This is a genomic window from Paenarthrobacter sp. NPDC089714, assembly GCF_044748905.1.
Lineage (GTDB): Bacteria > Actinomycetota > Actinomycetes > Actinomycetales > Micrococcaceae > Arthrobacter.
In genome coordinates this window covers 1-24,732 of record NZ_JBIVGX010000011.1, presented here as the reverse complement: position 1 = coordinate 24,732, position 24,732 = coordinate 1, and the positions used below count along the sequence as shown (strand labels likewise).

General features: G+C 64.3%; 23 protein-coding genes. 13 read left to right on the top strand and 10 right to left on the bottom strand.

Annotated features, from left to right (window positions below; translation table 11 throughout):
• Positions 1 to 34: 34 nt before the first annotated feature.
• The 4 genes from ACIPY3_RS17160 to ACIPY3_RS17145 form a co-directional block, all read right to left on the bottom strand.
• Positions 35 to 1,201 (bottom strand): ABC transporter ATP-binding protein, encoded by a 1,167-nt coding sequence (locus tag ACIPY3_RS17160; RefSeq protein ID WP_400336091.1) that lies wholly within the window; start codon positions 1,199 to 1,201, stop codon positions 35 to 37.
• The gene (locus ACIPY3_RS17155; protein WP_400336089.1) at positions 1,198 to 2,793 is read right to left on the bottom strand and encodes an ABC transporter permease; all 1,596 of its coding nucleotides are present in this window, start codon (positions 2,791 to 2,793) and stop codon (positions 1,198 to 1,200) included. The genes ACIPY3_RS17160 and ACIPY3_RS17155 overlap by 4 nt, the downstream gene beginning before the upstream one ends.
• A gap of 4 nt (positions 2,794 to 2,797) precedes the next feature.
• Complete coding sequence (locus ACIPY3_RS17150) at positions 2,798 to 3,847, bottom strand: iron ABC transporter substrate-binding protein (RefSeq protein WP_400336084.1); 1,050 nt, start codon at positions 3,845 to 3,847, stop codon at positions 2,798 to 2,800.
• Between the two features lie 169 nt (positions 3,848 to 4,016).
• Positions 4,017 to 5,147 carry a glycoside hydrolase family 76 protein gene (locus ACIPY3_RS17145; RefSeq protein WP_400336081.1) on the bottom strand — a complete coding sequence of 377 codons (1,131 nt, stop codon included), beginning with the start codon at positions 5,145 to 5,147 and terminating at the stop codon, positions 4,017 to 4,019.
• A 153-nt stretch (positions 5,148 to 5,300) separates the two neighbouring features.
• Here ACIPY3_RS17145 and ACIPY3_RS17140 point away from each other — a divergent pair, with 153 nt between their 5' ends.
• Both ACIPY3_RS17140 and ACIPY3_RS17135 read left to right on the top strand, forming a co-directional pair.
• On the top strand, positions 5,301 to 6,092 hold the full coding sequence (locus ACIPY3_RS17140; protein WP_400336076.1) for an SDR family NAD(P)-dependent oxidoreductase: 792 nt from the start codon (positions 5,301 to 5,303) through the stop codon (positions 6,090 to 6,092).
• Positions 6,089 to 7,312, top strand: coding sequence for an acyl-CoA dehydrogenase family protein (locus ACIPY3_RS17135; protein WP_400336073.1), 1,224 nt, complete (start codon positions 6,089 to 6,091; stop codon positions 7,310 to 7,312). Before ACIPY3_RS17140 ends, ACIPY3_RS17135 begins: the two co-directional genes overlap by 4 nt.
• On the opposite strand, the gene ACIPY3_RS17130 is transcribed toward ACIPY3_RS17135, so the two are convergent.
• From ACIPY3_RS17130 to ACIPY3_RS17120, 3 genes are all read right to left on the bottom strand, one after another.
• Positions 7,313 to 8,137 (bottom strand): DUF1684 domain-containing protein, encoded by an 825-nt coding sequence (locus tag ACIPY3_RS17130; protein ID WP_400336071.1) that lies wholly within the window; start codon positions 8,135 to 8,137, stop codon positions 7,313 to 7,315.
• A gap of 193 nt (positions 8,138 to 8,330) precedes the next feature.
• Entirely contained in the window at positions 8,331 to 9,650 is a 1,320-nt protein-coding gene (locus tag ACIPY3_RS17125) for an Ig-like domain-containing protein (protein ID WP_400336069.1), read from the bottom strand.
• A gap of 91 nt (positions 9,651 to 9,741) precedes the next feature.
• Positions 9,742 to 10,485, bottom strand: coding sequence for a hypothetical protein (locus ACIPY3_RS17120; RefSeq protein ID WP_400336067.1), 744 nt, complete (start codon positions 10,483 to 10,485; stop codon positions 9,742 to 9,744).
• Between the two features lie 150 nt (positions 10,486 to 10,635).
• Here ACIPY3_RS17120 and ACIPY3_RS17115 point away from each other — a divergent pair, with 150 nt between their 5' ends.
• The 7 genes from ACIPY3_RS17115 to ACIPY3_RS17085 all read left to right on the top strand — a co-directional run bounded on the left by ACIPY3_RS17115 (position 10,636) and on the right by ACIPY3_RS17085 (position 19,802).
• Positions 10,636 to 12,195, top strand: coding sequence for a zf-HC2 domain-containing protein (locus tag ACIPY3_RS17115; protein WP_400336065.1), 1,560 nt, complete (start codon positions 10,636 to 10,638; stop codon positions 12,193 to 12,195).
• 121 nt (positions 12,196 to 12,316) lie between these two features.
• Complete coding sequence (locus ACIPY3_RS17110; RefSeq protein ID WP_400336063.1) at positions 12,317 to 13,231, top strand: PIG-L deacetylase family protein; 915 nt, start codon at positions 12,317 to 12,319, stop codon at positions 13,229 to 13,231.
• Entirely contained in the window at positions 13,231 to 14,145 is a 915-nt protein-coding gene (locus tag ACIPY3_RS17105) for an ATP-grasp domain-containing protein (protein WP_400336061.1), read from the top strand. Before ACIPY3_RS17110 ends, ACIPY3_RS17105 begins: the two co-directional genes overlap by 1 nt.
• Positions 14,142 to 15,419 (top strand): glycosyltransferase, encoded by a 1,278-nt coding sequence (locus ACIPY3_RS17100; RefSeq protein WP_400336059.1) that lies wholly within the window; start codon positions 14,142 to 14,144, stop codon positions 15,417 to 15,419. The genes ACIPY3_RS17105 and ACIPY3_RS17100 overlap by 4 nt, the downstream gene beginning before the upstream one ends.
• The gene (locus ACIPY3_RS17095; protein ID WP_400336057.1) at positions 15,416 to 16,525 is read left to right on the top strand and encodes a hypothetical protein; all 1,110 of its coding nucleotides are present in this window, start codon (positions 15,416 to 15,418) and stop codon (positions 16,523 to 16,525) included. The genes ACIPY3_RS17100 and ACIPY3_RS17095 overlap by 4 nt, the downstream gene beginning before the upstream one ends.
• Before the next feature lie 152 nt (positions 16,526 to 16,677).
• Positions 16,678 to 19,476 (top strand): phosphoenolpyruvate carboxylase, encoded by a 2,799-nt coding sequence (gene ppc / locus ACIPY3_RS17090; protein ID WP_400336055.1) that lies wholly within the window; start codon positions 16,678 to 16,680, stop codon positions 19,474 to 19,476.
• A gap of 20 nt (positions 19,477 to 19,496) precedes the next feature.
• Positions 19,497 to 19,802, top strand: a complete 306-nt coding sequence (locus tag ACIPY3_RS17085) for a hypothetical protein (protein ID WP_397323785.1) — start codon at positions 19,497 to 19,499, stop codon at positions 19,800 to 19,802.
• Here the strand turns inward: ACIPY3_RS17085 and ACIPY3_RS17080 are convergent.
• On the bottom strand, positions 19,799 to 20,440 hold the full coding sequence (locus ACIPY3_RS17080; RefSeq protein WP_400336053.1) for a DedA family protein: 642 nt from the start codon (positions 20,438 to 20,440) through the stop codon (positions 19,799 to 19,801). The two genes, ACIPY3_RS17085 and ACIPY3_RS17080, sit on opposite strands and share 4 nt — an antisense overlap.
• 75 nt (positions 20,441 to 20,515) lie before the next feature.
• Here ACIPY3_RS17080 and ACIPY3_RS17075 point away from each other — a divergent pair, with 75 nt between their 5' ends.
• A complete protein-coding gene (locus tag ACIPY3_RS17075) occupies positions 20,516 to 21,055 on the top strand; it encodes an O-acetyl-ADP-ribose deacetylase (RefSeq protein WP_400336052.1) in 540 nt (179 codons plus the stop codon).
• A 10-nt stretch (positions 21,056 to 21,065) separates the two neighbouring features.
• Here the strand turns inward: ACIPY3_RS17075 and ACIPY3_RS17070 are convergent, their stop codons facing one another.
• Positions 21,066 to 21,995 (bottom strand): pseudouridine synthase, encoded by a 930-nt coding sequence (locus ACIPY3_RS17070; protein ID WP_400336292.1) that lies wholly within the window; start codon positions 21,993 to 21,995, stop codon positions 21,066 to 21,068.
• A 154-nt stretch (positions 21,996 to 22,149) separates the two neighbouring features.
• On the opposite strand from ACIPY3_RS17070, the gene ACIPY3_RS17065 reads away from it, so the two are divergent.
• Entirely contained in the window at positions 22,150 to 22,806 is a 657-nt protein-coding gene (locus ACIPY3_RS17065) for an ArsR/SmtB family transcription factor (protein ID WP_400336050.1), read from the top strand.
• On the top strand, positions 22,796 to 23,488 hold the full coding sequence (locus ACIPY3_RS17060) for an SRPBCC domain-containing protein (RefSeq protein ID WP_400336048.1): 693 nt from the start codon (positions 22,796 to 22,798) through the stop codon (positions 23,486 to 23,488). Before ACIPY3_RS17065 ends, ACIPY3_RS17060 begins: the two co-directional genes overlap by 11 nt.
• 6 nt (positions 23,489 to 23,494) lie before the next feature.
• Here ACIPY3_RS17060 and ACIPY3_RS17055 read toward each other — a convergent pair whose 3' ends face one another.
• Positions 23,495 to 24,070, bottom strand: coding sequence for a TetR-like C-terminal domain-containing protein (locus ACIPY3_RS17055; RefSeq protein WP_400336046.1), 576 nt, complete (start codon positions 24,068 to 24,070; stop codon positions 23,495 to 23,497).
• A gap of 78 nt (positions 24,071 to 24,148) precedes the next feature.
• Here ACIPY3_RS17055 and ACIPY3_RS17050 point away from each other — a divergent pair, with 78 nt between their 5' ends.
• Complete coding sequence (locus tag ACIPY3_RS17050; protein ID WP_400336044.1) at positions 24,149 to 24,646, top strand: DUF4188 domain-containing protein; 498 nt, start codon at positions 24,149 to 24,151, stop codon at positions 24,644 to 24,646.
• Positions 24,647 to 24,732 lie beyond the last annotated feature (86 nt).

Here is a 24,732-nt window from a genome sequence, read left to right as displayed (position 1 = left end):
CTCAAAACGCGCACAAATGCGACCCAGTTGGGTGTCAGTCGCCGATAGGGAACGCTACTCCCTCTCCCACCACGCGCAGGGAGAGCTCCGTTCCGGGCCTGGTGATCGAGGCATTCCAGTGGCGGATGGTGATGATTTCCCCGCCGCCAGGGTAGCGGTGGCCGTTGCCGGTGGCGCTGCCGTCGGGTGCCCGGTATTCACCGAGCTTGATGCGCACGGTGGTTTCCGGACCGAAGTAGTCCGTATCCACCACAACCCCGCGGATGGGTCCATCGGGTGCGATCCTGATCTGCTCGGGCCGGAGCATGAGCTGGACCTTGCCCTGGGCCGGTGGGCGGCGCACGGGGATTCCACCCAGCGAGCACGTGGCCAGGGATCCTTCCATCCAGGCGTCGAGGAACACCGCATCGCCGAGGAATTCGGCGGTGGCCCGGTCCGCGGGGCGCGTGTACACCACGAAGGGGTTGCCGATTTGGGCGAGCTTTCCTCCGCGCATGATCGCCACCTGGTCGGCAAAGGACAGCGCTTCGGCTTGGTCGTGCGTGACCAGGATGGTGGTGACACCTGCCTCGTTGAGGACCTTGGCCACGGTGCGCCGGGTGGCCACGCGCAAACCGGCGTCGAGGGCGGAGAACGGCTCATCCAGGAGCATGAGTTCGGGCTTCCGGGCCAAGGCCCGCGCCAAGGCAACGCGCTGTTGCTGGCCGCCGGAAAGCTGGTGGGGTCGGCGCTTCGCCATGGCCGGGTCCAGGGAAACCATCTCAAGCAACTCGGCCACGCGCGTTTTGACGGCGCGCCGACCGCCGTCGAGCTTTGCCGGGTCGAGTCCGAAGGCGATGTTCTGTCCCACGGTCAGGTGCGGGAAGAGGGCGCCGTCCTGGGCGACGTACCCAACATGGCGTTTATGCGCGGGAACCCACATGTTGCCGTCGGCCACGGCGGAGCCGTCGAGGCTGATGGAGCCGGTGTCCGGGTGCTCGAACCCTGCAATCAGCCGCAGGAGCGTCGTCTTTCCCGAACCGGAGGGCCCGACGATCGCCGTGGTCCCGCCCTTGGCAACCGACAGGTTGACGCCCTTCAGCACGGACTGGGAACCGAAGTTCTTGGTGACCTCGGAGATGTCCAGGTGCGGATTGGTGGTGGGCGCAATGGAGGCCGCGACCCGCGGGGCCGGGAGTCGTGAAGGGGATTGTTCGGTCACTGTCCGGCAACTTTCTTGGACTGTTGGAAAAGCAGGTAGGTCATGGGTGCCGAGAGCAGGATCATCAGCAGGGCGTAGGGGGCTGCGCCGGTGTAGTCGATCTCGCTGCTCTTGCTCCAAAACTCCGTCGCCAGGGTCTTGGTGCCGTTCGGTGAAAGCAACAGCGTGGCGGTGAGCTCATTGACGATGGCCAGGAATACCAGGGCCGCACCACCAGCAGCCGCAGGTGCGGACAAGCGAAGGGTGACCCGGAAGAAGGACACCAGGGGTGCCTTGCCCAGTGACTGGGCGGCTTCGTCGAGTTCCTTGGGTGCCTGGGCCAGCCCCGCCCGCAGGTTGACCAATGCGCGGGGGATGAACAGCAGGACGTACGCAGCAACCAGCACACCCGTTGTCTGGTAAACGCCCGGTACCAGACGGATGCTCACCGTGACGAACGCCAGGCCCACCACGATTCCCGGAAGCGAACTGGTGACATAGTTGGAGAGCTCCAGCGTCTTGCTGAACCAGTTCGGACGCCGCACAGCCAGGTACGCCATGGGGAAGGCCACAATGGTTGTGACCAAGGCACCCACGGCGCCGTACATCAGGGTTTGCAGCAGAGCGGGAAGGAACTCGCTCGCAGTCCAGATTTCCGTACCCCCTGCCACAATCCAGCGCAGCACAAACCAGACCGGCACCCCGAACGCCAGTACCGTGAGGGCCAGGAGTGACAGTTGCGCCGGTGCCTGGTAGAAGCCCAGCGGCAGGCGGGTGGCCTTTGCCTGGGCTCCGGAACCGATGCGGGCATACCGTGCCGTCCCACGGCTCCTGACTTCCACAACCAGCAGGATCAGGCACAGGAACACCAGCACACTGGCCAGCATGTTGCCCGCGGTGCCGTTGAACGTCGACTGGAACTGGACCATGATCGCCGTCGTGAACGTGTCGAAGCGGATCATGGCAAAGGCACCATATTCAGCCAACAAATGCAGGGCCACCAGCAGGGCGCCACCGGTCATGGCGATCCGCAGTTGGGGCAGTATTACCCGGAGGAAGACAGCCCAAGGGCCCAGGCCCAAGGATGCTGCGGACTGTTCGATGGCCGGGTCCAGGCGGCCCAGCGATGCGGCCGCGGGAATGTAGACCAGCGGGAAATAGGAGAGCGTGGCGATCAGGACCCCGGACCAGATGCCCTCCAGCGACGGGACGGCCGAGACCCAGGAATAACTGTTCACGAACGCCGGGATGGCCAGCGGAGCAGCGAGCGCCACGGCCCAGAAACGGTGTCCGCGCAGTTTGGTCCGCTCCACCAGCCACGCACCACCCACGCCCAGGACCAGGCACGCGGGGACCGTGATCACGGTGAGCAGGATGGTGTTCATCAACAGTTCCGCGACGCGCGGCCGGAAGATGAGTTCGACGGCGGTGTCCCAGCCTGTGGCTGCGGTCATGTAGACCACGTAGCCCAGCGGGATGAGGGAAAACACCGCGGTCAGGATGGCCAGCAAGGACACTGTGGAAACGCCGAAAGGCGGGCGAGGGCGCTTGCCCCTGCCCGCCGTCGTCGTGCTTCCGCTGTGGTGGCCGGAAGCCGAAAGCCTGGTGCTCACTTGGTTACAGCAGTCCTGCCTTGGTCATGAGATCGGTGACCTTGGTGGAGTTGAGCTTGGCCGGGTCCACGGTGGGAGCCTGGAGTTCCTTGATGGGAACGAGCTTCTCGTTGGACTCAACCTGGGACGCCACGGCGTACTCGAATGACGTGCCGGTCTTGAGGATCTCCTGGCCCTTCTTGCCCGTAATGAACTTCAGGAAGGCCTGGGCGTCCGCTGCGTGCTTGGAGGACTTCAGTACGCCGCCACCGGAAACGGACACGAAGGCACCCGGATCCTGGTTCTTGAAGTAGTACGGCGTCACGTTCTTGGAGTTCTCGCCGGTCTTGGCCTGGTCGCCATAGTAGTAGTAGTGGTAGATCAGCGCTGCGTCCACTTCACCGGCATTCACTGCCTTCATCGCGGTGCTGTTGCCCTTGTAGGCCTTGAAGTTTTCCTTCATGCCCTTGAGCCATTCCTCGGTTGCGGCCTCGCCCTTGAGTTCAAGGAGCGCGGAGACGATCGCCTGGAAGTCGGCGCCAGTGGGGGATGCGGCCCACTTGCCTTTCCACTCCGGGTTGGCCAGGTCCAGCATGGACTTGGGCAGCTTGTCGTCACTGATCTTGTTCTTGTCGTACACAAAAACGGTGGAGCGGGCTGCGATGCCGGTCCATTTGCCGGTGGAGGGGCGGAATTCGGCGGGAACCTGCTCGACGGTTGCCTTGTCCACGTCCGCGAACAGGCCGGCGTTCTCAACCTGCGTCATTGCGGGCGAGTTCTCCGTGAGGAAGACGTCTGCCGGGGAGGCGGCACCTTCCTGGATGATCTGGTTGGACATCTCGGTGTCGCCGCCCTGTCGGACGGTGACTTTGATGCCGGTTTCCTTGGTGAAAGCGTCGATCCATTCCTTGGTGAGGCTTTCGTGCTGGGCGTTGTACACCGTGATGCCATCGCCGGAAGCCGCGGCCGAATCGGAGGCGGCCGGAGTACCTGCGTTGGAGCCACAGGCTGCGAGGCCAAGGGCGGCGGTGGCTGCGAGTGCGATTCCGGCCAGCGCGTTCTTGCGGAGCTTCATGGGACTTCTTTCTGCGAACAGACTTGGGGCCGGAGCACATTCCGGGCCTGGCGGGCGGGGGATTGGGGGTGCCCGTCCTTGAAAAGAGTAGGTTAGGCAATCCTTCCGCACGAAGCCCACAAGCCTGTATGTGACGAGGATCACTACAATTACAGAACTGTTGCGTGACTTAATTCGCCTGGCCAAGCGTGGCTGCCGCTTCGAGCGCCATCCACGCCTGCAGCTGGGTGGAAAGCTCGACGGCGGCCCCCGCCGGATACGTCTCGCTCGCGGGTCGCACGGGGTCGGGGGAGAACACTGATCCGTGGGTGCCGGCCTCCCGGCGCCCGCCCCAAAAGGCTCCTGCGGTGGCCAGCACCATCTCCATTGCCGTGGCGCGGGCCCCTTCGGGGAGTTGCCTGTCACGGGCGGCCGCAGCCAGGTAGCGGACCAGGATGCCCGTGAACAGGCCGCCGTCGCCGGTCCCTTGGCCGCGGATGATGGAGGTGCCGTCCACGGTCAGCCCACGCGCTGTTGCCTCGACGAGTTCCGCTGCCCTGTTGATGTTCGCGCCGCCGCCGAGTTCCAGCAGTGCTCCCAGGACCGGGCCCTGGTTGTAGGTGTAGATGGCGTTTTCCAGCACGGTTCCGCCATTCCGGATCCGCAGCCCATCCATGTAAAGGCCGTTGTCCGGGTTGAGCAGATTGGTGTTGAGCCAATCCACCAGGACCTGGGCCTTATCCCGGTGCCCGGTACGGGCGAAATACAAGGCGATGGGAGCCGTGGCGGGGGTGTTCTTGAAGTCCCTCGCCGTGCTCCAGAAGGTGCCGCCGCCAAGGTCTTCCGTGGCGGCGGAGTTGAATTGCAGGGTGAGGGACCTGCGCACGTAGGCGTTGCGGCGGCGTCCGGGCTTGCGGGTTTCCTCCGCCAACTGGTCCAGCCTGAGCGTCGAAAGGGCCAGCCAGGCCATGTCGTCGTAGAAGTGGTTGACGAACCTGAAGCGGTTCCTGATCCGGACGGAAGTGACCAGCCGTGACGCGAGCCGTCCGGCGCTGGGGCGAGAACCGCCGTCGAACTTTGCTCCGGTGGCGAGTTCCCGGCGGCCGGTATCCACCAGGCAGTCCACGTAATGCGCTTGCCACCAGTAGTGCCACGGGCCGAAGAGGCTGCTTGCCTGCCATGGGACCTTGATGGCGCCAATGTGCGTTCCCGGGAGGAGGAACAAGCGCCTGCCGAAAGTGCGGGTTACCGAGCGGGCAGCGTGGTCGGCGCGATTCGCCCACTGGCTCGGAAGGGCTGGTGGTTCGGCGTTGCTCGGCATGGTCACAGCCTAGCGGCGGAGCCCCGGCCTGGCGGTAGGGTCCCGGCGGGCCTTGGGCCTATCCAACGTGCGCTGGGTCACAATTCCAGTTAACATGCATTAACGGATTTTGGTCATCGAAGGACTGCATCGCGTCTGCATCAAGGAGGATGGATGGACATCAAGGGCACAGTTGCACTGGTCACCGGGGGAGCGTCAGGGCTGGGTGCCGCTACCGCCAAACGGCTGTTCGATGCCGGGGCGTCGGTGGTGTTGGTGGATTTGCCCCAGTCAGCCGGCGAGGCCTATGCGGCCGGACTCAACGAAAGCGCTACAGGGCAACAGGCTGTTTTCGCCCCCGCGGACGTCACCGACGAGGCCCAGGTTCAAGCGGCCGTCGATGCTGCCGCCGCGCTGGGAGTCCTGCGGATCGTCGTGAACTGCGCAGGCATCGCGACGCCGGGCAAGGTCCTGGGGCGGGATGGTGTGCTGCCCCTTGAAACCTTCAACAGGGTCATCCAGATCAACCTGGTGGGCACCTTCAACGTGGTCCGGCTCGCCGCCGCTTCGATGGTGCAGAACGAGCCCGTCAGCACGGAACTCGGCGGGCCGGAACGTGGAGTCATCATCAACACGGCGTCCGTGGCAGCATTCGAAGGCCAGATCGGGCAACCGGCCTATGCCGCCTCCAAAGGTGCAGTTGCAGCGATGACGCTTCCGCTCGCCCGCGAATTTGCCCGCTCCCTGATCCGGGTGGACACCATCGCCCCCGGGATCTTTGAAACGCCCATGATGGCGGGCCTGCCCCCGGCCGCCCAGGAGTCACTGGGACAGCAAGTACCGCACCCCGCGCGCCTGGGCCGGCCCGAAGAGTATGCCAACCTGGCCGCACACATCGTGGAGAACGCCATGCTCAACGGAGAGACCATCCGCCTCGACGGTGCCATCCGGATGGGGCTCAAGTGACGGCCACCTTGACGGATTTGCCCGCGGCAGATTTCTTCGACTTTGAGTCGCTCCTCAGCGTCCAGGAGCAACGCAAACTGAAGGAACTCAGGGCATTCCTGGCCACCGAGATCGCCCCGTATGCCGGGCAATGGTGGGACAAAGCGGAGTTTCCCGAGCACATCCTGCCCAAGCTGGCAGCACTCCGGCTCAGCGCACCCGCCCAGCGCGGCTACACGCACCTGTTCGCGGGCTTGGTCATCGCCGAAATGACGCGCGTGGACACCTCCATCGCCACTTTCTTCATGGTCCACCACGACCTCTTCGTCGAATCGCTCTACGATTTCGGCAGCGACGCCCAGCAGGACCGCTACCTTGATGACGCCTCCAACCTCCGCACCACTGGAGCCTTCGCACTCACCGAGCCGAACCACGGCTCAGACGTCGCCGGCGGTATGGAAACAACGGCGCGGCGCGTCGCCAGGGACCAGTCCGACGGCGGCGACTACTGGGTGATCAACGGTGCCAAGCGCTGGATCGGGAACGGGACGTTCTGCGACTACATGCTGGTGTGGGCCAAGGACCAAGCCGACGGAGCGGTGCGGGGGTTCATTGTCGATGCCTCCCTGCCGGGGATCACCCGCAGCCGCATCGAAAACAAGGTGGCGTTGCGGACCGTGCAGAACGCCGACATTCTTTTCGACGATGTCCACGTGGCCGAGGCCGATCGTTTCGCCGGGATCAACAGCTTTGCGGACACCAACCACCTCCTGCGCGGCTCACGGATCATGGTGGCCTGGCAAGCGGTAGGCCAGCAGTTGGCTGCTTTTGATATCGCGCGGCAATACGCCGTGGAACGCCTCCAATTCGGCAGGCCGCTGGCCAAGTTCCAGCTGATCCAGCAGCACTTGGTGGACATGCTGGGCAACGCGGTGGCCAGCATGGGGATGATGGTCCGGATTGCCCAATTGCAGGAGGACATCTTCACCGACGCTGCCGGAATACGGCACGGTGGCGCCGACATGGCCCAAGTGGCACTGGCCAAGGCCTACTGCAGCGCACGGATGCGCGAAACAGTGGCCCTGGGCCGGTCCATCCTGGGCGGGAACGGAATCGTGACCGACTACGGGATAGCCAAAGTCTTCGCCGACGCCGAGGCGATCTATACCTACGAGGGTTCCTACGAGATCAACTCACTCATCGTGGGCAGGGCTGTCACGGGGGTTTCCGCCATCGCCTAGCTACAGGTCTTCAGGGAGTTTCTCGCCGGCCTCCACCCGGACATCGATCGAGTTTCCGCGCACCGGCATGGGGCACGTGCCGTAAGGAGTGAACGCGCTGGGGTAATTGATGGCCCGGTTGAAGTCGATCACCACTGATCCGTCAGGGCGTGGCTTGGGGATGAACACCTTGCGCCATTCGTCGGTGGTCTCGCCATTGGTCTCATCGTGGAAGGTCACGTTGAGGGCACCCAGTTTTTCCTCTTCCGCGTGGAGCCTGATCTCGTGGGAAATACCCGGAGCATGGAACACCACCTCGCCCACCGAGCGGTGCAGCCCGTCCACCAAAGGGTTGGCGGTGCCGATGGGCACGTCCACGGGATGGTCGTAGGCCTCGAACGTGCCTGTGATCACCCACTGCGGATCGTAGGCGAACGTTGGCACGCTGGTGAAGCCGGTGTAAACGGGCGAGCCGTTGTCCCTGGTGCGGATTGCATATTTGTCCGCACGGACGGCCAGTTCCACCACCACTTGGTGTCCCTCCGGGCCGCCGTACTGCACCCACATGAGCGATTCTTCGTCCTGGAGGGCTTCGGTGAACGTACCCACCGCAGATTCGCCAGTGGCTACGAAGCTCAGCCCGTCGTCCGCGGTTGCTGTGAGGACGGCGCTGCTTCCGTCCGTTGACCACAGCCCGGGGGCAAGCTCCACGGCAGCCGGTTCTTCCTCAAGCCACTGGAACGAGGTCAAGGTCAGCCAGCCGTGGTCCGATGCCAGGGCCGAATTCCGTCCGCTGCGGAACCTCTCCCAGCGGGCAAGTTGGGCATCCGTAGCGATGGGACTCATGGTTCTCCTTGGTTCTCGAGGCTCCGCTTGTGGCGGCTGTTCCTTCCCGTCAACCATGCGGGAAGGACAGGCATTCCCGCGGTGGAGCGGCTCACGCTGGCCCCCAACACATGCCAGCGCGAGCCCGTCTTAAGAGCGATGCGATGTGCCAGGGGGACGGCACATCGCATCGCAGTTCGTGTAGCCGGTGTTCCTAGTGGGAGCGCCGGCGTGCTGCGGACCTGGTTGCAACGAAAGCCAGCAGCGAACCCACAGCGAGGAACGCAGCGGCCACGAAGATGTACACCGGACCGTTGGCCCCCGTGGTGGCGAGCTGGCCTTCACTGCCGCCCGCTGCAGGAGTGGTCTCCGTCGGTACCACCACAACCGGGGCGGACGACGTGGTGCTGGCCGTGGACGTGGGCATCACGGTTGGCGTGGCCGTGGCGCTGGGTGTGGGAGTCACTGTGGGTGTCACAGTCGGTGTGGGTGTCACTGTGGGCGTGACGGTCGGTGTGACGGTGGGGCTGGGTGTCACCGTGCGTGTGGGGGTGGGAGTTGCCGTTGGCCCGGAGGTGGCGTTGCCGTTTCCGTTGGCGTCAGTCCGCTTGGTCTCGGCGCCGATGTCAGTGGTAACGCCGGAGATGGTCACTGTTCCGGTGTTGGTGTAGGAGTCGAGGCCGGGGTCGGTCACTGCGGTGACCACAAAGAGTTCCACGCGCTCGCCCTTGGGCAGTCCCGTCCAGGTGGCCGTTACCTTCCCGGGCGTGCAGTCGACTACTGCCGGGTATTTGTCTGTATCCATGGGATCGATGATGTTGCCGTCGGCGTTCAGAACGGTGCCGACGCGGGGCGTGATCTCATCGCAATCGATCTCCATGCCTTCGGCGGGCGTATCAGTCACTACCACGTCGTTCGTGTCCGACTTCATGGGCGGCATGTAGATGATCGATTCGAGGCGCGTCTGGTTGGCATCCGCCCACCACATGGCTTTGCCGGGAGTGAGGGGGACTGGTGCGCAATTGCTGGTGCATGGCGTGATGTCCACTGGTACGCGGAGCACAGTATCGCCAATGACGAAATCAAGCTGGCTGTGGCTGTCTGCGCCGGGAACCTCGGAGTACTGGGTAGTGAAGGAGCAGGTGCCGCCGATACCGAAGGGGTGGGACTTCACAAAGTCGGTGAGGGTGAAGACCACAAGTCCGGAATCGTTGGCCTCAGCCTTGGCGACAGTCTCGCCGTCGGGGTTGTCCAGATCGAACGACGCACTGCCAAACCAGCGCAATTGGGGAGGCAGCTGGAGTTCGAAGGTGTCGCCGGGCTTGGAGTGGTCCGGCACGCTCCACTCGCAGGAGATATCCATCTGGTCCCACTGGCTTGTCACCACGGACTGCGTGCTCAAAGTGATGCGGGCATCCGAAATCACGGCGGCGTGGGCGGGGGCGGCGGACCAGACCAAGCCCGCCACCAAAAGCAGTAGGGCGAGTAGCGCGGTGGCCGCGGAAGCCGCCTTGAGACGTAACTGATTGTTCATAGGGAAATGGATCCTTCGTTGGTAAACCGTGGGCCGTCGAAAGATCAGTGACGCGGTGCCTGCTTTCGTGACGCCCTTGCACGGATTCCCGTCAATGCAGTTCAGGCCACCGCTCGGAGGTTCCGGCATCCTCCGAAAGCGGGTAGAGGCGCATCCGCGAAGGACTCAAGGAACCGGCTCCCAGGGCCTCCATGGCCGCCTTGCAGGCGGCCAGCCGTTCGAGGTTGGCTTCGCACACCTGGAACACCACGTGGATCGCGGAACTCCGGTAGGTTGCCATGGCGCCTGTCCCGCTGAGCTGGCGCTGCACCAGGGCGCCCAGTTGGACCAGCAACGTCCACCCGTGGCTTCGGCTGTCCGGAGGCTCGGGAAGTGCGATGACGGCCAACGCATGATGCCGGGAGTACTCGGGACCAGCGTTGTCCAGCTCCAGGAGATGGCGTTGGAAATGGGCCTGCGTGGCGAGGCCGGTGTAGACGTCCGTGCAGGAGATCGGCGGGAGCGCCTCGGCGCCTTCCACCCAACCCTCGGCCAGTGACTGGAGTGCGTCGACGTCGAGGTTCTGGTCTGCCGCGTCGAACAGGGCGCGGAAGTCCGTAATGGTTTCGCTGATGCCCACGCCGTTCCTCGCCCGGGCAGCGCCCAGCGACTTTGCCGTGGGCGCCGGCACCGTGGAGCGGGTTGTCAGCGACGTGACCACCGTACGGACTTCGGGCAGCAGCCAGTCGGATTTGAACCGCCATCCCTGCTGGTAGCTGGTGGTCTGCCATCTGCGCAAGAGGAGGTGCCGCGAGAACGTACAGTCGGCGATCGATTTTGTCCGGGACGAGGTCATACCGGAAGAGTGCGGCCATGCCGCCATTCATGACGACGTGCCGGGCAACTCTAATTCCTAAAAAGATTGTAGAAACGAGCGTCATGAGTTTGTCCTGCCATTCACTGCGTATGTATGGGCAAGATTTATTCGCATGTGGGGACGCCGTAAATGGCGCGGAGGACGCAGCACCCGGAGGAGGCCAGCGACGGGCAGCTTATTGCGTTGGTTCGGGGTGGGGACACGGCAGCCTTCGACGGCCTGTATGAGCGGCACATTTCCATCGCCTCTACCGTGGCCCGGCGCAACGTGGACAACCCCAGCGACGCCGAGGACATCGTGGCGGAAGCCTTCCAGTCCGTGCTGCAGAACCTCGTTGCCGGAAAAGGCCCGGATACGTTCTTCCGCGCCTATCTGCTGTCCACTGTCACCCGTCTGTCCCACCATCGGAACCGCAAGGCGGGCAGGACGCTCCCAAGCGGCGACGACTCCACCCTGGATCATGCAGTGGGCGAGCCCGACGCCGTCGTCAAGGCCTTTGAATCCCATACGGTTGCCAAGGCATTCCGCATGCTGCCGGAGCGTTGGCAGGCAGTGCTGTGGTACCTCGACGTTGAACGCATGAAACCGGCCGCAGCCGCACCCTTGCTGGGGCTGTCGGCCAACGCCGTTTCGGCGTTGGCCTTGCGGGCAAGGGAAGGCCTGCGCCGCCAGTACCTGCAATGCCATGTGTCGGAAGGCCCCACCCGGGAATGCGCCGAGTATGTTGCTAAGCTCGGCAGCTTCATCCGGGGTGGCCTTTCCGGGCCATCGGCGCGGAAGGTCCGTACCCACCTGGAGGGGTGCGCGAGTTGCACGGCCGTGGTGGCAGAACTCCGGGACGTGGAGGGGAGCATGAAAGCTGTGCTCCTGCCCTTGGTCACGGGGATTCCCGTGGCTGCGTGGGCAGCCAGCGGTTCCGGGCTCGGCATCATTGGAAGCCTCGCGGCTCCCGCCAAGGTGGCAGCCGTCGCGCCCCTCCTGGCCCAGCCGGTGGCCGCAACCATCATGACCGCCGCGGCAGCGGGACTCGTGTTGGGGGCGGCCGGAGTCATTGACTACTTTTCCCAAGGGACTCCTCCCGAACAACGGACCGTCCAGACCGCTGCCGTTCCCAGCCAGGCCACCGTCGTCCCACCGCCGGAGACCCCTGCTCCGTCGCCCAGTCCAAGTGACATTCCGTCCGTGCCGGTTGTTCCGGCTACAGAGGAAGCGCCGCCACCGGTTGCTGAGCCTGAGCCCCAAACCACCACACCCGCCGTCGAACCTCCCGTGCCATCTGCCCCTGAAGTGACGCCCTCTCCCACGCGGACTCCAGACCCACCACCCAAGCGTGACGCCCAGCCGGCAATGGTCACCTCTTCCGTGGGGACCACAAAGGATGGAAACCCCTTCACCACGCCTTTCACCATCGAGTTCACTGTCTCTGGCACGGCACCGCTTGGCCGGGGGACTGCAGTGTTCTCGGCGCCGGATGGCGCGAGGATCGTCGGCGGGTCGCTCGAGGCTCCGGACGGTTGGCAGTGCTCCTTGGAGAACGAGTCCAAGGCCGTGTGTTCCACCGAATCGGCCAAGCGCCGGAACCTGCACTTTCACCTGACGGTCGAATCACGGCATCGAAGCGCGGAATCGCTGAGCTACGGCCTCGATGGGACTGGTATCCAGGAACGGCATTTCGTCCATAACTACTGACCAATTTTTGATGCGTGGATCACAAACCGATCCACATCATGAACTGGCCCTTGCATTCACTCATTCATGGCAAGACCCGGACGCGGGTTGGTACGCATCATCCACGTTATTTAGGGGAAGTATGAAGGCAACGGTGTTTGCCGTGGCAGGCTCGCTTGGCGCGCTTGCTGTGGTTTTGGCCTTGGTCCCGGTCGGCCGGAATTGGTTTGTTCGCAGGTTCAGGTCCCCGCATCGGCTGCGGTGGATCACTGCGGCCTTGGGAGCGCTGCTGATGGCAGCCCTGTTGGGCTGTGTTCTGAGTCCCGAGCATTTGGGCTGGTGCGCAGTGGTGGTGCTTTTGTGCGGTGCTGCCTTGGTGGTCGGCTTCCTGGTGGCACCAACACTACGGATTGATCACGCCATGGCCGCCCAACCCAGGCGCGTGCTGGCCATCGGAGCCCATCCCGACGATCTGGAGTTGGCCTGCGGCGCCACGCTCGCCAAGTTGGCGGACGCAGGACACGAAGTCCGGGCCATGGTGATGAGCACCGGCAGCAGGGGAGGCGACAGTGCAGCGCGCCTGTCTGAGGCATCCTCCGGTTCCGAGTTCATGGGCGTCTCCAAAGTCCAGGTACACGACTTCAGGGACACGAACCTGTCCCAGCACGGCCAGGAGATGGTCCATGCGATCGAGGCATTCATCAAGGAGTTCCAACCGGATGTGGTCATGACGCACTCGGGTCACGACTACCACCAGGACCACCAGGCCGTGCACAGTGCCACCATGCGCGCCGCGCGGCGCCACTCGTCCATCCTGTGCTTCGAAAGCCCGTCGGCAACCCGGCAGTTCAACCCCAGTGTGTTTGTGGACATTGCGGGGTACGTGGACGTGAAAATCCACGCAGTTTCCATGCACAAGGACCAGCGCGGCAAGCCCTACATGAGCGCCGAACGGGTGCGCAGCCTTGCCGCCTTCCGCGGGTCGCAAGTGAAAACCACGTACGCGGAAGGCTTCGAACCCGTCCGTCTGCTTGGCTCAGCCGTAGGGGAGTTCTGATGGTCCGTTTCCTGGTGACAGGCGTGGGAGGGCCCGCCGGCAGTTCGTTGGCCCGCCAACTCATGGACCGTGGACATTGGGTCCTCGGCGTGGACATGCAGACGGTGGACACCCGCTCCGCGGATATGGTGGCGAGGGTTTCCCGGTCTGGTGCGCCGGGCTACCTGTGGGAGCTGCGGGGGCTGATCGCCCAACACGGCATCCACGTCGTTGTTCCGACCGTCAGCGACGAGCTGGTGCTGGTCTCCGAGGCAAAGGACGATCTGGCACCGGGTGTCCGGGTGGTGGTGGCCGATGCTGCACCCGTCCGAACCGCGAACGACAAATTCCATACCATGACGTGCCTCCATACTGCGGGCGTTGACGTTCCACCCTTCGGGCTCCCCAGCAGTTTCGATTCCGTCCACCACGCCATGGATGTCCTGGGCGGCCCCCTCGTCGTCAAGCCGAGGGTTTCGCGCGGTGGCCGAGGGGTGCAGCTCCTGGAGCGGTTGATGGACGGGGGAGCCCGGGCGGCCCACGCCTGGGCCATGGCGGACGACACCTGCATTGTGCAGCGGTTTGCTCCTGGGACGGAATACGCACCAGTTCTCCATAGGACGGGCACCGGGACAGACGTCGTGGTGGTCCTGGAGAAAACCGCGCTCAAGGAAGGGCGCGTGGGCAACGCGGTTTCGGTCCGGCGCAGCGAAGCCTCCGCGGACCGGGACGTTGCGGCACTGGCGGTGTCTGCAGTCGAAGCCCTGGGCTTGCAGGGTCCCGTGGATATCGACATCAGGCGGATGCCGGACGGTACCCCGGTGGTCCTTGAGGTCAACGCCCGCTTCGGTGCCAACAGCGCCCACGCTCCCGAACTCCTGGACAGTGTGCTTCGAGTGCATGCGCAGGAGCAGTTGTCGGGAAGGAACGCGTGACCATCCTCGATCTCGCACTGGCCTTTGTCCAGGTTGGCGGACTGATCATCCTTGGGTTCGGTGCCGTCAAGATTATCTACGTTCCGCTGGCGCTCTACTTCAACCGCGTTCACCGGCCCCGGCCGGTGAAACACAAGTATTCCGTCCTCAGCACCCAGCCGATGGTTTCGGTGATCGTCCCGGGCTACAACGAGGCCGTGGTCATCACCAACTGCGTGGAATCGATCCTCAGCAGCCGCTACTCCCGGTTGGAAGTCATCCTGGTGGACGACGGCTCCACCGACTCCACTGCAGAGATCATGGCTGCGCTCGCCGAGGAGTACCACCGCGTCAGGTTCATATCGCGCGCGAATGCAGGCAAGGGAGCCGCACTGAACACGGGCATCAAGGCGGCGCAAGGCGAGATCCTGATGTTCGTTGATGCGGACGGCATCTTCGCTCCGGACACGATGCTCCACATGCTGGCGGGATTCGACCATCCCAAAGTGGGCGCGGTCTGCGGCGATGACCGGCCCGTGAACCTCAACAGGGTGCAAACCATGATGCTCGCCGTGCTCAGCCACGTCGGCACCGGGCTGGTGCGCCGAGCCCTCTCCCTGATGCACTGCCTTCCGATTGTCTCCGGGAACATCGGTGCGTTCAGGGCGGACCTGGTTCGCAGCGTGGGCGGTTTCCACGAGGACACCCTGGGCGAAGACCTTGAACTCACCTGGCGGGTCTACAAAGCCGGCTACCGGGTGAACTTCCAGCCCAAGGCGCTGGTCTACGCCGAGTCGCCTTCCACCATGGGAGGGCTGTGGCGGCAAAGAGTCCGTTGGTCCCGGGGCCTGCTCCAAACGCTTCGCCTGCACTTTGGGATGCTGGGCAAAACAACCTACGGAACGTTCGGGCTGTTCCTGGTTTTCAACGCTTTCACCATGGTGTTGATACCCATCCTGCAATTGTTGATCCTGGGAATCCTGCCATTTCTCTACGCGGCAGGCAGGGGACCCATTCCGTGGGAAGTGCTTGCCATCCTGGGCTGGTTGGGCCTGTTCGTGTCCTTCGTTTTGATCGTCTTTTCCATCGGCCTCAACGGTTCCTGGCGGGATCTCCGGTTCCTCTGGACGGTACCGCTCTGGCCCTTCTACTCGGTTTTCGTAGGACTCGCCTTGGCCAGCGCGATCGTCAAGGAGCTGCGCGGCAGCCCGGCCCGGTGGAACAAGCTCCAACGCACTGGTGTGGTTTCGGTGACTGCACTGGACAGTGAATCCTTAAGGGAGTCCCTCGCATGAAACAGGTCATCTTGTCCTTCGCAATCATGGTTGCCACAGCAACTGCGTCCACAGTGATCATGGTGGCGTCACCGGGAGGGGGTGGTTCCCGACCCAGCGATCGGATGGTCAACCTTGGCTTCGAGGACATCGTCACCAAGGATCCACAGCATCTTCCCGAGCTTGCCAAACGGCTGGACTCCGTGAATGCCACGGCGGTCTCGCTTTCCGTGGGTCGCACGGACTGGACAGCCTTTCCGTGGGCCGGACGGCCGGGATCCTTCTCAGGCGAGGTGTCGGCCACCGGACGTGATTACGTTGCCGAGGCCATCAAAGCCGTGGGGACTTCGGCTGACGGAGAAAAACGGGACATTGTGCTGACCATCGATGTCCTCCTGGGCCGGGCGCTCAGCGAGGATCCGTCACTGGCAGGCCGCGATGTGCATGGCCGGGCGTCCACAAGTTTTGCCGGCGTTGCTGCCCTGCGGACCGGTGCGGCGGGTGCCCGGCTCGTTGCCTTGGCCGCCGAGGTTGCCCGGAAGTACCACCCCACAGCAGTGGACCTGACGGAGTTGATGTTCGACGATTTCACGTTTGGGCCCGATGACCTGCAGGACTACAAAGCCACCACCGGCCAAGCGGACTGGCCCCGGAAGGGCAACGGCTCCATAGACACTGCGGATGCCCACATCAGGACGTGGCGCAGCGAAGCGGTGGCGGACATCGCCCGGAAGGTGAGTGCCGCCGTCGAGCCCTTTGGCGTTAAGGCCGAAACGGACGTGCGGAGTCCCACGAAGTCCGCGTCCGGGGACCGGGCCGAGAGCGGGCATGACTACGATCTTCTCCTCAAGCAGGTGGACCGCCTCCATGTGTGGCAGTACGTGGGCCTCAATGATGAGCGTGCGCCCAGCACGGAGGAATTGGTGCGCGCCATGAACCGCAGGGCCGGTTCCCGGATGTCGCTTTCGTTGGGCATGTGGGCCAACGACGGCATTATTTCGGCCGACACGTTCCGGAACGCGCTCAAGGACGCCGCCCGGGGCGGGGCGCAATCCGTCTCCGTGACGCCCGCAAGCCTCATGGAAGGCGCCCACTGGGAGGCCTTGAAGGAGGCTTGGGCAGAGTAGCCCGGACGTGTAGCCCGGACCATGCCAGAATCTGAGACACATTCCCGCAGCCCAAGCCGCTGCGGGTAATATCCCTTGGGAAACATAAGTAATAGGGCTCACAGTATCCAGCGCAGTGTACGAGCCAAACCACATCCCGAAGGTAAGTATCTATGGTTCACACTGCCCCTCAAGACACCGATCTCGCTGCGGAACTCCGCGCCGACGTACGCCGGGTTTCCACCCTGCTGGGTGAGTCCCTGGTACGGCAGCACGGACCGGATTTGCTGCAGCTTGTGGAGCAGGTCCGGCTTCTCACCAAGGAGTCCAAAGAGGCCGCGCGCGGCGGCGCCGATGCTACGGGTCCGTGGAGCGCGCACGACGTCGTAGCCCAGGTCCGCGAGCTTCTCGCCTCCCTGCCACTCGAGCAGGCGACTGACCTGGTCCGTGCCTTCGCGTTCTACTTCCACCTGAGCAATGCTGCCGAGCAGGTGCACCGCGTGCGCGGTCTCCGTACCCGACAGGAGAAGGACGGCTGGCTCGCCAAGGCCGTCTCCGAAATCGCGGGACAGGCCGGCCCGGAGGTGCTCCAGGACGTGGTCAACGAGCTGGACGTCCGTCCGATCTTCACGGCCCACCCCACCGAGGCATCGCGCCGTTCGGTGCTGGACAAGATCCGCAAGCTCTCCGACGTCCTGGCCCAGCCGACGCTGGAGGGCACGTCCGCCCGCCGCCGCCAGGACCGGCAGTTGTCCGAAATCATCGACCAGATGTGGCAGACCGATGAGCTGCGGCAGGTGCGGCCCACCCCGGTGGACGAGGCCCGCAACGCCATCTACTACCTGAACAGCATCCTCACGGACGCCATGCCGGAAATGCTGACCGACCTTGCCGAACTCCTGGGCGAACATGGCGTCAAGCTTCCGTCCGCCGCGGCCCCGCTTCGCTTTGGATCCTGGATCGGTGGCGACCGCGATGGAAACCCGAACGTCACGGCCGCCGTGACCCGGGAAATCCTGCAGCTGCAGAACCAGAACGCAGTGCGTCTTGGCATTGCGCTGATCGATGAGCTGATTTCGGTCCTGTCCAACTCCACGGCGCTGTTCGGAGCGGACCAGGAACTCCTGGACTCCATCGAGGAGGACCTGAAGAAGCTTCCAGGACTGGACAAGCGGGTCCTGGAGCTCAATGGGCAGGAGCCCTACCGGCTTAAGCTCACGTGCATCAAGGCCAAGCTCATCAACACGGGTCGTCGTATTTCGGCGTCCACCCACCACGAACCGGGCCGCGATTACGCCACCACCCCGGAGCTTCTTGCCGAATTCGGCTTGCTCGAATCGTCCTTGCGGAACCACGCTGCCGGCCTGGTGGCCGATGGTGCGCTGGCACGCGTCAGGCGAGCCCTCGCGGCTTTCGGCCTGCACCTTGCCACCTTGGACATCCGTGAGCACGCGGATTACCACCACGACGCCGTGGGCCAGCTCGTTGACAGGCTGGGCACCGAAAAGCCCTACGCATCGCTCACCCGTGAGGAACGCTTCGAGTTCCTGGGCGCCGAGCTGGCATCCCGCCGTCCACTCTCGGGCCACCCCATCAAGCTCGACGGCACCGCTGATGGCACATACGACGTCTTCCGCAGCATTCGCCAGGCCTTGAACACATACGGTCCGGACGTGGTGGAAACGTACATCATCTCCATGACGCGCGGCGCTGACGATGTTCTTGCCGCGGCCGTCCTGGCCCGCGAAGCCGGCTTGATCGACCTCTTCGGTGCCAAGCCGCACGCCCGGATCGGCTTCGCGCCGCTCCTGGAAACCGTCGAAGAGCTCCGCGCCTCGGCCGAGATCGTTGACCAGCTGCTGTCCGATCCGTCCTACCGTGAACTTGTCCGCTTGCGTGGGGACATCCAGGAAATCATGCTCGGCTACTCCGATTCCAACAAGGAATCCGGCGTGATGACCAGCCAGTGGGAGATCCACAAGACCCAGCGGAAGCTGCGCGACGTCGCTGCGAAGCACGGTGTCCGGGTGCGCCTTTTCCATGGCCGCGGCGGTTCCGTGGGACGTGGTGGCGGACCTACCTACGATGCCATCATGGCCCAGCCCAACGGTGTACTTGAAGGCGAAATCAAGTTCACGGAGCAGGGCGAGGTCATCTCGGACAAGTACTCGCTGCCTGAACTTGCCCGCGAAAACCTGGAGCTCTCGCTGGCGGCCGTGATGCAGGGTTCGGCCTTGCACCGGACTCCGCGCACTTCTGAGGACGAGCGTGAGCGGTACGCGAACGTCATGGAGACCATCTCCGACGCCGCCTTCGCCCGTTACCGGGCTTTGATCGACGATGAGGATCTTCCGGCCTACTTCCTGGCGTCCACTCCCGTGGAGCAGCTCGGTTCCCTGAACATCGGTTCGCGCCCGTCCAAGCGCCCGGATTCGGGTGCGGGACTGGGCGGCCTGCGTGCCATCCCGTGGGTCTTTGGCTGGACCCAGTCCCGCCAGATCGTCCCGGGGTGGTTCGGCGTCGGCTCCGGCTTGAAGGCTTCCCGCGAGGCCGGCAACACGGAACAGCTCACGGAGATGATGGACCGTTGGCACTTCTTCCGTTCCGTGATCTCCAACGTGGAGATGACGCTGGCCAAGACGGACATGGAGATTGCCGGGCACTACGTTTCCTCGCTGGTTCCCAGCGAGCTGCACCGCCTGTTCCATATGATCCGCGACGAATACGAGCTCACGGTGGCTGAGGTCGAGCGGCTCACGGGAGAACTTGAGCTCCTCGATGCCCAGCCAACGCTCAAGCGTTCGCTCGAAATCCGCGACCAGTACCTGGACCCCATCAGCTACCTGCAGGTGGAACTTCTTCGCCGCGTCCGTGAAGAGTCCGTCTCCGGAGCGGAGATCGACGAACGGCTCCAGCGGGCCATGCTCATCACCGTCAATGGTGTGGCCGCCGGCTTGCGCAACACCGGCTAAGCCACGGCTAGGCTAGTGGGATGCCATCGTTCCAAACCAAGCTGAAAATCACGGGCCTCAAGCCGGGCAATGCTCCGGAGTCCGTGATGGCTGCCGCCGTGGAAGCCCTGGGTACCAGGCACCACGTGGAGTCGAACCAGTTGGATATTGTTGGTGGCGTCCCACAGATCAGCCTGCGGTTCATGGTGGATGCGCGGGACTACACAGGTGAGAACCATGAGGCCCGGACGTCGGCTGCCATGATGCGTGACGCCGTCGAGCGCGTGGCCCTGACCGGCAGCCTCTACGTGCTCCGCCGGAGCCGCGGGCGCTGGTCGCCTATCTAGGACTGCTGGTCAGGTTGCGGTGCGTCCCCGTCGAACGGTTCATCGACGGGGGAGCGGTCACCGCGGCGCCGGGTGACGATCACGCCCACCACCACGCCGATCACCAGGCCCACGCCCACACCGATCAGCGAACTGGCCCAAAACGGCAGTTTGGTGGTGGACCCGGTGAAGTATCCGAGGCCCACCTGCCACAAGGCCCACAGTACGCCGCCGAGTCCTGCGCACAGGCTGAAGCCGCGGACCGAAACATTGGCAATGCCTGATGCTGCGGACGTGGCCAGCCTGCCACCGGGAACGAATCGTGCGCCGATGATTGCGCCATAGGCGGAGGAACGCCCGGCCTTGGCGATGGTTTCGTGGATGGCCAGGTGCACCTTGCGGCCCCACGACCACCGGTCCAGCACATGGCTGACGCGCCGCTTGAACAGCAGGTACACGGCCATGTCGCCCAACCAGGAGGCGAAGGCGGCCAGCAGCAGGATCAGCCAGAAATTGACGTGGCCCTCGGCGGCCAACGCGCCACCGGTGATGACCACCATCTCCGAGGGGATCGGCGGAAAAACGGCATCACCCAGCACGAAAGGGACCACCCACAAGTAGATGGCTGATCCCCACGTGTCCGGGGAAGTGAAGTCCATTGGCACAAAATACCGCACTTGCCACCCCGCCCGCTGGCTCTTGCCGCTTCGCCCGGGCGGCGGAAGACTGGCGGAATGCGGATCGAGATCATGCACGGGGACGTGACCACGCGCGGCGTCGACGCAATCGTCAATGCCGCCAACTCTTCACTGCTCGGTGGGGGAGGGGTGGACGGAGCCATCCACAGGGCCGCCGGGCCTGAACTCCTGGACGCATGCCGGGAGTTGCGCCGCACCCGACTGCCGGACGGGCTTCCGGTGGGTGCCGCCGTCGGGACGCCGGGTTTCCGGCTCCCCGCGCGCTGGGTGATCCACACCGTAGGGCCGAACCGGCATGCCGGACAAACCGACCCCGAAATGTTGGCCTCGTGCTTCCGCGAAAGCCTGGCGGTGGCAGGGGAACTTGGCGCGCGGAGCGTCGCGTTTCCCGCGATCAGCGCCGGAATCTACGGTTGGGATGCCCGCGAAGTTGCCGAGGTGGCGCACGACGCCGTCTCGGCCTTTTCGGTGTCGGGTACCGGAGGTGCCGCCAAGGGGAGCCCTCTGGACCTGGTGGAGTTCGTGCTGTTTTCGGAGGATACGACGGCGGTCTTCCGCGCCGTGTTCGGCCGTTGACCCGGCTCGGCTAGCCGTGGGCTTCGCTGAGCGTGAGCTGGCTCCGGTATTCCACGGGTTTCCTGCTGATGGGGTCCACAAAGCGGATGCCGCGGGCCAGGAGTTGGAGCGGTTTGGAGTAATCGTCGGGCGCTTTGTCCAGGAGGTCCGGGTAGAAGGCGTCGTTGACGATTCCCAGGCCGAGTGAGGCCATGTGCACACGGAGCTGGTGGGTTTTCCCGGTGTGGGGTTCCAGCCGGTACAGCGCACGCGGCCCAGCACCGCCGTCGAACGTCCTGGTCTGTTCGATGCGCGTCTCGGCGTTCGGTTCGCCGTCCACTACCTCCGCGAGGAGGTAGCTGCGGGACTTGGTCATGCGGTTCCGGACCAGGGCAGGAAATTCGACGGCGGGATAGCCCGGCGCCGGCGTCGCCGCGGACACGCACTCGTATTCCTTCTGGACCTGGCGCTTTTCGAAGAGCACCTGGTACCTACCGCGCGTTTCCGGGTTGGTGGAGAGCAGGAGGATTCCGGCGGTCATGCGGTCAAGGCGGTGCATGGGAATGAGGTCCGGCAGGTTCAGGAGGTTGCGCAGCCGGACCAGGGCCGATTCCTGGATGTAGGTGCCGCCCGGGGTCGTGGGGAGGAAGTGGGGTTTGTCCACCACCAGGATGTGTTCGTCCTGGTGGAGGATGGTGATTTCCACGGGCAGTCGGGTCTCGGGAGGAAGGGTGCGGTAGTACCAAATGAAGGTGTGGTCCTCCAGCTTGGTGGTCCGCGTGAGCGGCACGCCGCCTTCGCCAACTATTTCGCCGGCGTCGAAGCGGTCCTCGATTCCCTGCGGATCGATGTGTCCCCAGCGATGCATCATGTAGTCCATCGCTGTGTCCCACGGTCCCTCGTCCGGGAGGCGGAGGCGGGTGGCGTTGACGCCGTCGCGCACGGGGAGGGGGGATTGCATCACCGGATAATTCTACGTTGCTCCCGTTGCCGGGCCCGCTCTGCGCGTAATACCGATGCCGGGGAGGCGGTGGGGACGCGGCCTCATACATTCGTGCCTACCGAACATAAAAAAGTTCTTGACAAAAAAAGTTGTCGGTAAGCAGACTTGAAGCATGTTGGATATCGAAGTGATCGAGGACCCGGCCGCGGCGGAGGTTTCGCTGGACCCGATCCGCACGCGCATCCTGCAGGAGCTGGCCCAGCCGGCGTCGGCCACGCAGCTCGCCGCCAAGGTTGGCATGCCGCGCCAGAAGGTGAATTACCACCTCAAGGCCCTTGAGCAGCACGGCCTGGTGGAGTTGGTGGAGGAGCGGCGCAAGGGCAACGTCACGGAGCGCGTTCTCCGGGCGACTGCGGCTTCCTACCTCATATCGCCGGTGGCCCTGGCCTCCGTGGCGCCGGATCCGCGGCGCTTTGCGGACAGGTTCTCGGCCTTTTGGCTCCTCTCGCTTGCCTCGCGAACCGTACAGGAGATGGGGAAGCTGATCTCCGGCGCCGCGGCGGCGAAGAAAAAGTTGGCCAGTTTCGCGATCGACGGCGAGATCACCTTCCGCTCGGCCGCCGACCGCGCCGCCTTTGCGGAAGAACTCGGCGTTGCAGTGACGCAGCTCGTGGACAAATACCACGACGGCGGTCCGTCCGCCGCGGCGGGCGGCGGACGCAAGCATCGCCTCGTCGTCGTGCTTCATCCCGCACTCAAGAACCCCTCAGTTGAGGTCTCATCAGACAGTGACATTCCCACAGAAAAGGACCAGGACAATGGCAAATAACCGTGAATTCGAAATCGTGGCCGATACCGAGCTTCCCGGAACTCCCGAGCGGGTGTGGCAGGCCGTTACGGTAGGCACCCCGGCATGGATGTTCCCCACGGACCAGTGGCCGGCTGTCCGGACAGTCGATGAGTTCCCGGGACACCTCGTGACCCGAATGGATGGGCCTGACGGCTGGTTCAACCAGTTGGAGCACGTCCTGGAACCGGTGGACGGTGGCCGCGCCAAGCTGCACTACGTCCACAGCGGGATCTTCGCCGACAACTGGGATGAACAGTACGACGGCGCCAGCAAGCACACTGAGTTCTACCTGCACACCTTGGGCCAGTACCTCGAGCACTTCGACGGCCGGCCGGTGGTCTTTACCGACATCCAGGCCCCGGGCTCCTCGCAGGCTGCGGATGGATTCCGGCGGTTGAAGAACGCGCTCGGCGTGGAGGGATTGGCCGCGGGTTCGACGTTCGACGTGGACCTGGAAGGCGTGGGGCAGTTGAGGGGCGAGGTGGACTTTGCCAATGACAACTTCCTTGGCCTGCGCACGGATGACACCCTGTACCGCTTCTTTGGCCGCAACGCCTTTGGGGCTCCCGTAGGCATGACGGTCCATGATTTCAGTGGCTCCGGGGACTCCGAGCTCACGGCGAAGGCCTGGGGAGCATTCCTGGAGAACGTGTACGCCTAGGAGGTCCTAAGCTGCCCAGGCCCGGGCAACTCCTTCCAGCGCTGCCTCGTAGATGGCCGCCCAGTCCGTGCCGGGTTCGTTCATCTGCGCCAGTTCCAGGCTCACCAGCCCATGGACCTGCCCCCAAATGGCCATCGCCACCGTTTGGGGGTGGTCCTCTTTAAGCCTGCCCGCTTGCTGCGCGGAGGTAACCGCCTCCACCAGGGGGGCCATGGACGCGGAGGCGACTTCCGGCGTCGGGCTGCAGTCAATGTAGGCGGCCAGGGCGCCGCTGAACATGAGCCGGTACAAGGCCGGATGCGCGAGGGCCCAGGTGCGGTAGGCGCGGCCAAGGCCAAGGAGGCCGCCCTTTGAGGCGTCGCGCTGGGACTCGCCGAAGGAACGGAAGCCGTCGTCGACGGCGGCCGTCAACAGTTGTGCTTTCCCGCCGAAGAGGGAGTAGATCGCTGTCGTGGACGTGTTCGCGGCTGCCGCGACGTCCCTCAGTGTCACCCGGGCGGGGCCTTCGCGGTCCACGAGCTCCGCGGTGATTTCCAGTAGCCGTTGGCGAACGGCGTGGTCGTGAACGATGGGTCTTGCCATGCTTCCAAGTGTTTCATAACATTGTTTCGTAACGCCGTTATGAAACCAGGAACCAGGAACAATGACCGAAGGACTGACATGGCACAGGAGATCTTCCCTGGACGTTTCACGGCTGACATCGGCCGCGACAACATCACGGTTTTCCTCATCGGAATGCGGGCCAACCGCTGGTGGAAGACGGGCCGCGTTGCAAGGGTGGCATCCGCGATGCCCGTGATGATGCAGCACTTGGCCCGGAATCCCGAGGCCGGCCTGCTGGGGAGCGAGCAATGGTTTGGCCGGACCACCATCCTGCTCAGCTACTGGGAGAGCCCCGAACACTTGCGGAAGTTCGCCGCGGACAGGGAATCGCCGCATCTGGGTCCGTGGCGGAAGTTCATGAAGGAGATCGCGGGCAGCGGGGACATCGGGGTGTGGCACGAGACGTACCAAGTGCCCGCATCCGGGATTGAAGTGGTGTACAACGGCATGCCCTTGTTCGGCTTGGCCAAGGCGACCTCGCACGTTCCCGTGGGCCCCGGCAGCAACACGGCGAAGCAGCGCATGGGCTCGGCCGCGCGGGTGGCCCCCAACTGATATGTAGGTTGGGGTGTCAAGGGCAGTGGTGAGCGGCCCGCGTGGTGTTGATTGCGTGGGCCGCTTGAAGGGTGCGGCCCGGTGTG

Coding starts and splice junctions, on each gene's coding strand:
- ACIPY3_RS17150 (WP_400336084.1), bottom strand. CDS start 3,847: ATGAAGCTCCGCAAGAACGCGCTGGCCGGAATCGCACTCGCAGCCACC.
- ACIPY3_RS17140 (WP_400336076.1), top strand. CDS start 5,301: ATGGACATCAAGGGCACAGTTGCACTGGTCACCGGGGGAGCGTCAGGG.
- ACIPY3_RS17075 (WP_400336052.1), top strand. CDS start 20,516: ATGCGGATCGAGATCATGCACGGGGACGTGACCACGCGCGGCGTCGAC.
- ACIPY3_RS17110 (WP_400336063.1), top strand. CDS start 12,317: ATGAAGGCAACGGTGTTTGCCGTGGCAGGCTCGCTTGGCGCGCTTGCT.
- ACIPY3_RS17130 (WP_400336071.1), bottom strand. CDS start 8,137: ATGAGTCCCATCGCTACGGATGCCCAACTTGCCCGCTGGGAGAGGTTC.
- ACIPY3_RS17055 (WP_400336046.1), bottom strand. CDS start 24,070: ATGGCAAGACCCATCGTTCACGACCACGCCGTTCGCCAACGGCTACTG.
- ACIPY3_RS17120 (WP_400336067.1), bottom strand. CDS start 10,485: ATGACCTCGTCCCGGACAAAATCGATCGCCGACTGTACGTTCTCGCGG.
- ACIPY3_RS17085 (WP_397323785.1), top strand. CDS start 19,497: ATGCCATCGTTCCAAACCAAGCTGAAAATCACGGGCCTCAAGCCGGGC.
- ACIPY3_RS17070 (WP_400336292.1), bottom strand. CDS start 21,995: ATGCAATCCCCCCTCCCCGTGCGCGACGGCGTCAACGCCACCCGCCTC.
- ACIPY3_RS17065 (WP_400336050.1), top strand. CDS start 22,150: ATGTTGGATATCGAAGTGATCGAGGACCCGGCCGCGGCGGAGGTTTCG.
- ppc (WP_400336055.1), top strand. CDS start 16,678: ATGGTTCACACTGCCCCTCAAGACACCGATCTCGCTGCGGAACTCCGC.
- ACIPY3_RS17095 (WP_400336057.1), top strand. CDS start 15,416: ATGAAACAGGTCATCTTGTCCTTCGCAATCATGGTTGCCACAGCAACT.
- ACIPY3_RS17125 (WP_400336069.1), bottom strand. CDS start 9,650: ATGAACAATCAGTTACGTCTCAAGGCGGCTTCCGCGGCCACCGCGCTA.
- ACIPY3_RS17145 (WP_400336081.1), bottom strand. CDS start 5,147: ATGCCGAGCAACGCCGAACCACCAGCCCTTCCGAGCCAGTGGGCGAAT.
- ACIPY3_RS17060 (WP_400336048.1), top strand. CDS start 22,796: ATGGCAAATAACCGTGAATTCGAAATCGTGGCCGATACCGAGCTTCCC.
- ACIPY3_RS17115 (WP_400336065.1), top strand. CDS start 10,636: ATGGCGCGGAGGACGCAGCACCCGGAGGAGGCCAGCGACGGGCAGCTT.
- ACIPY3_RS17050 (WP_400336044.1), top strand. CDS start 24,149: ATGGCACAGGAGATCTTCCCTGGACGTTTCACGGCTGACATCGGCCGC.
- ACIPY3_RS17105 (WP_400336061.1), top strand. CDS start 13,231: ATGGTCCGTTTCCTGGTGACAGGCGTGGGAGGGCCCGCCGGCAGTTCG.
- ACIPY3_RS17080 (WP_400336053.1), bottom strand. CDS start 20,440: ATGGACTTCACTTCCCCGGACACGTGGGGATCAGCCATCTACTTGTGG.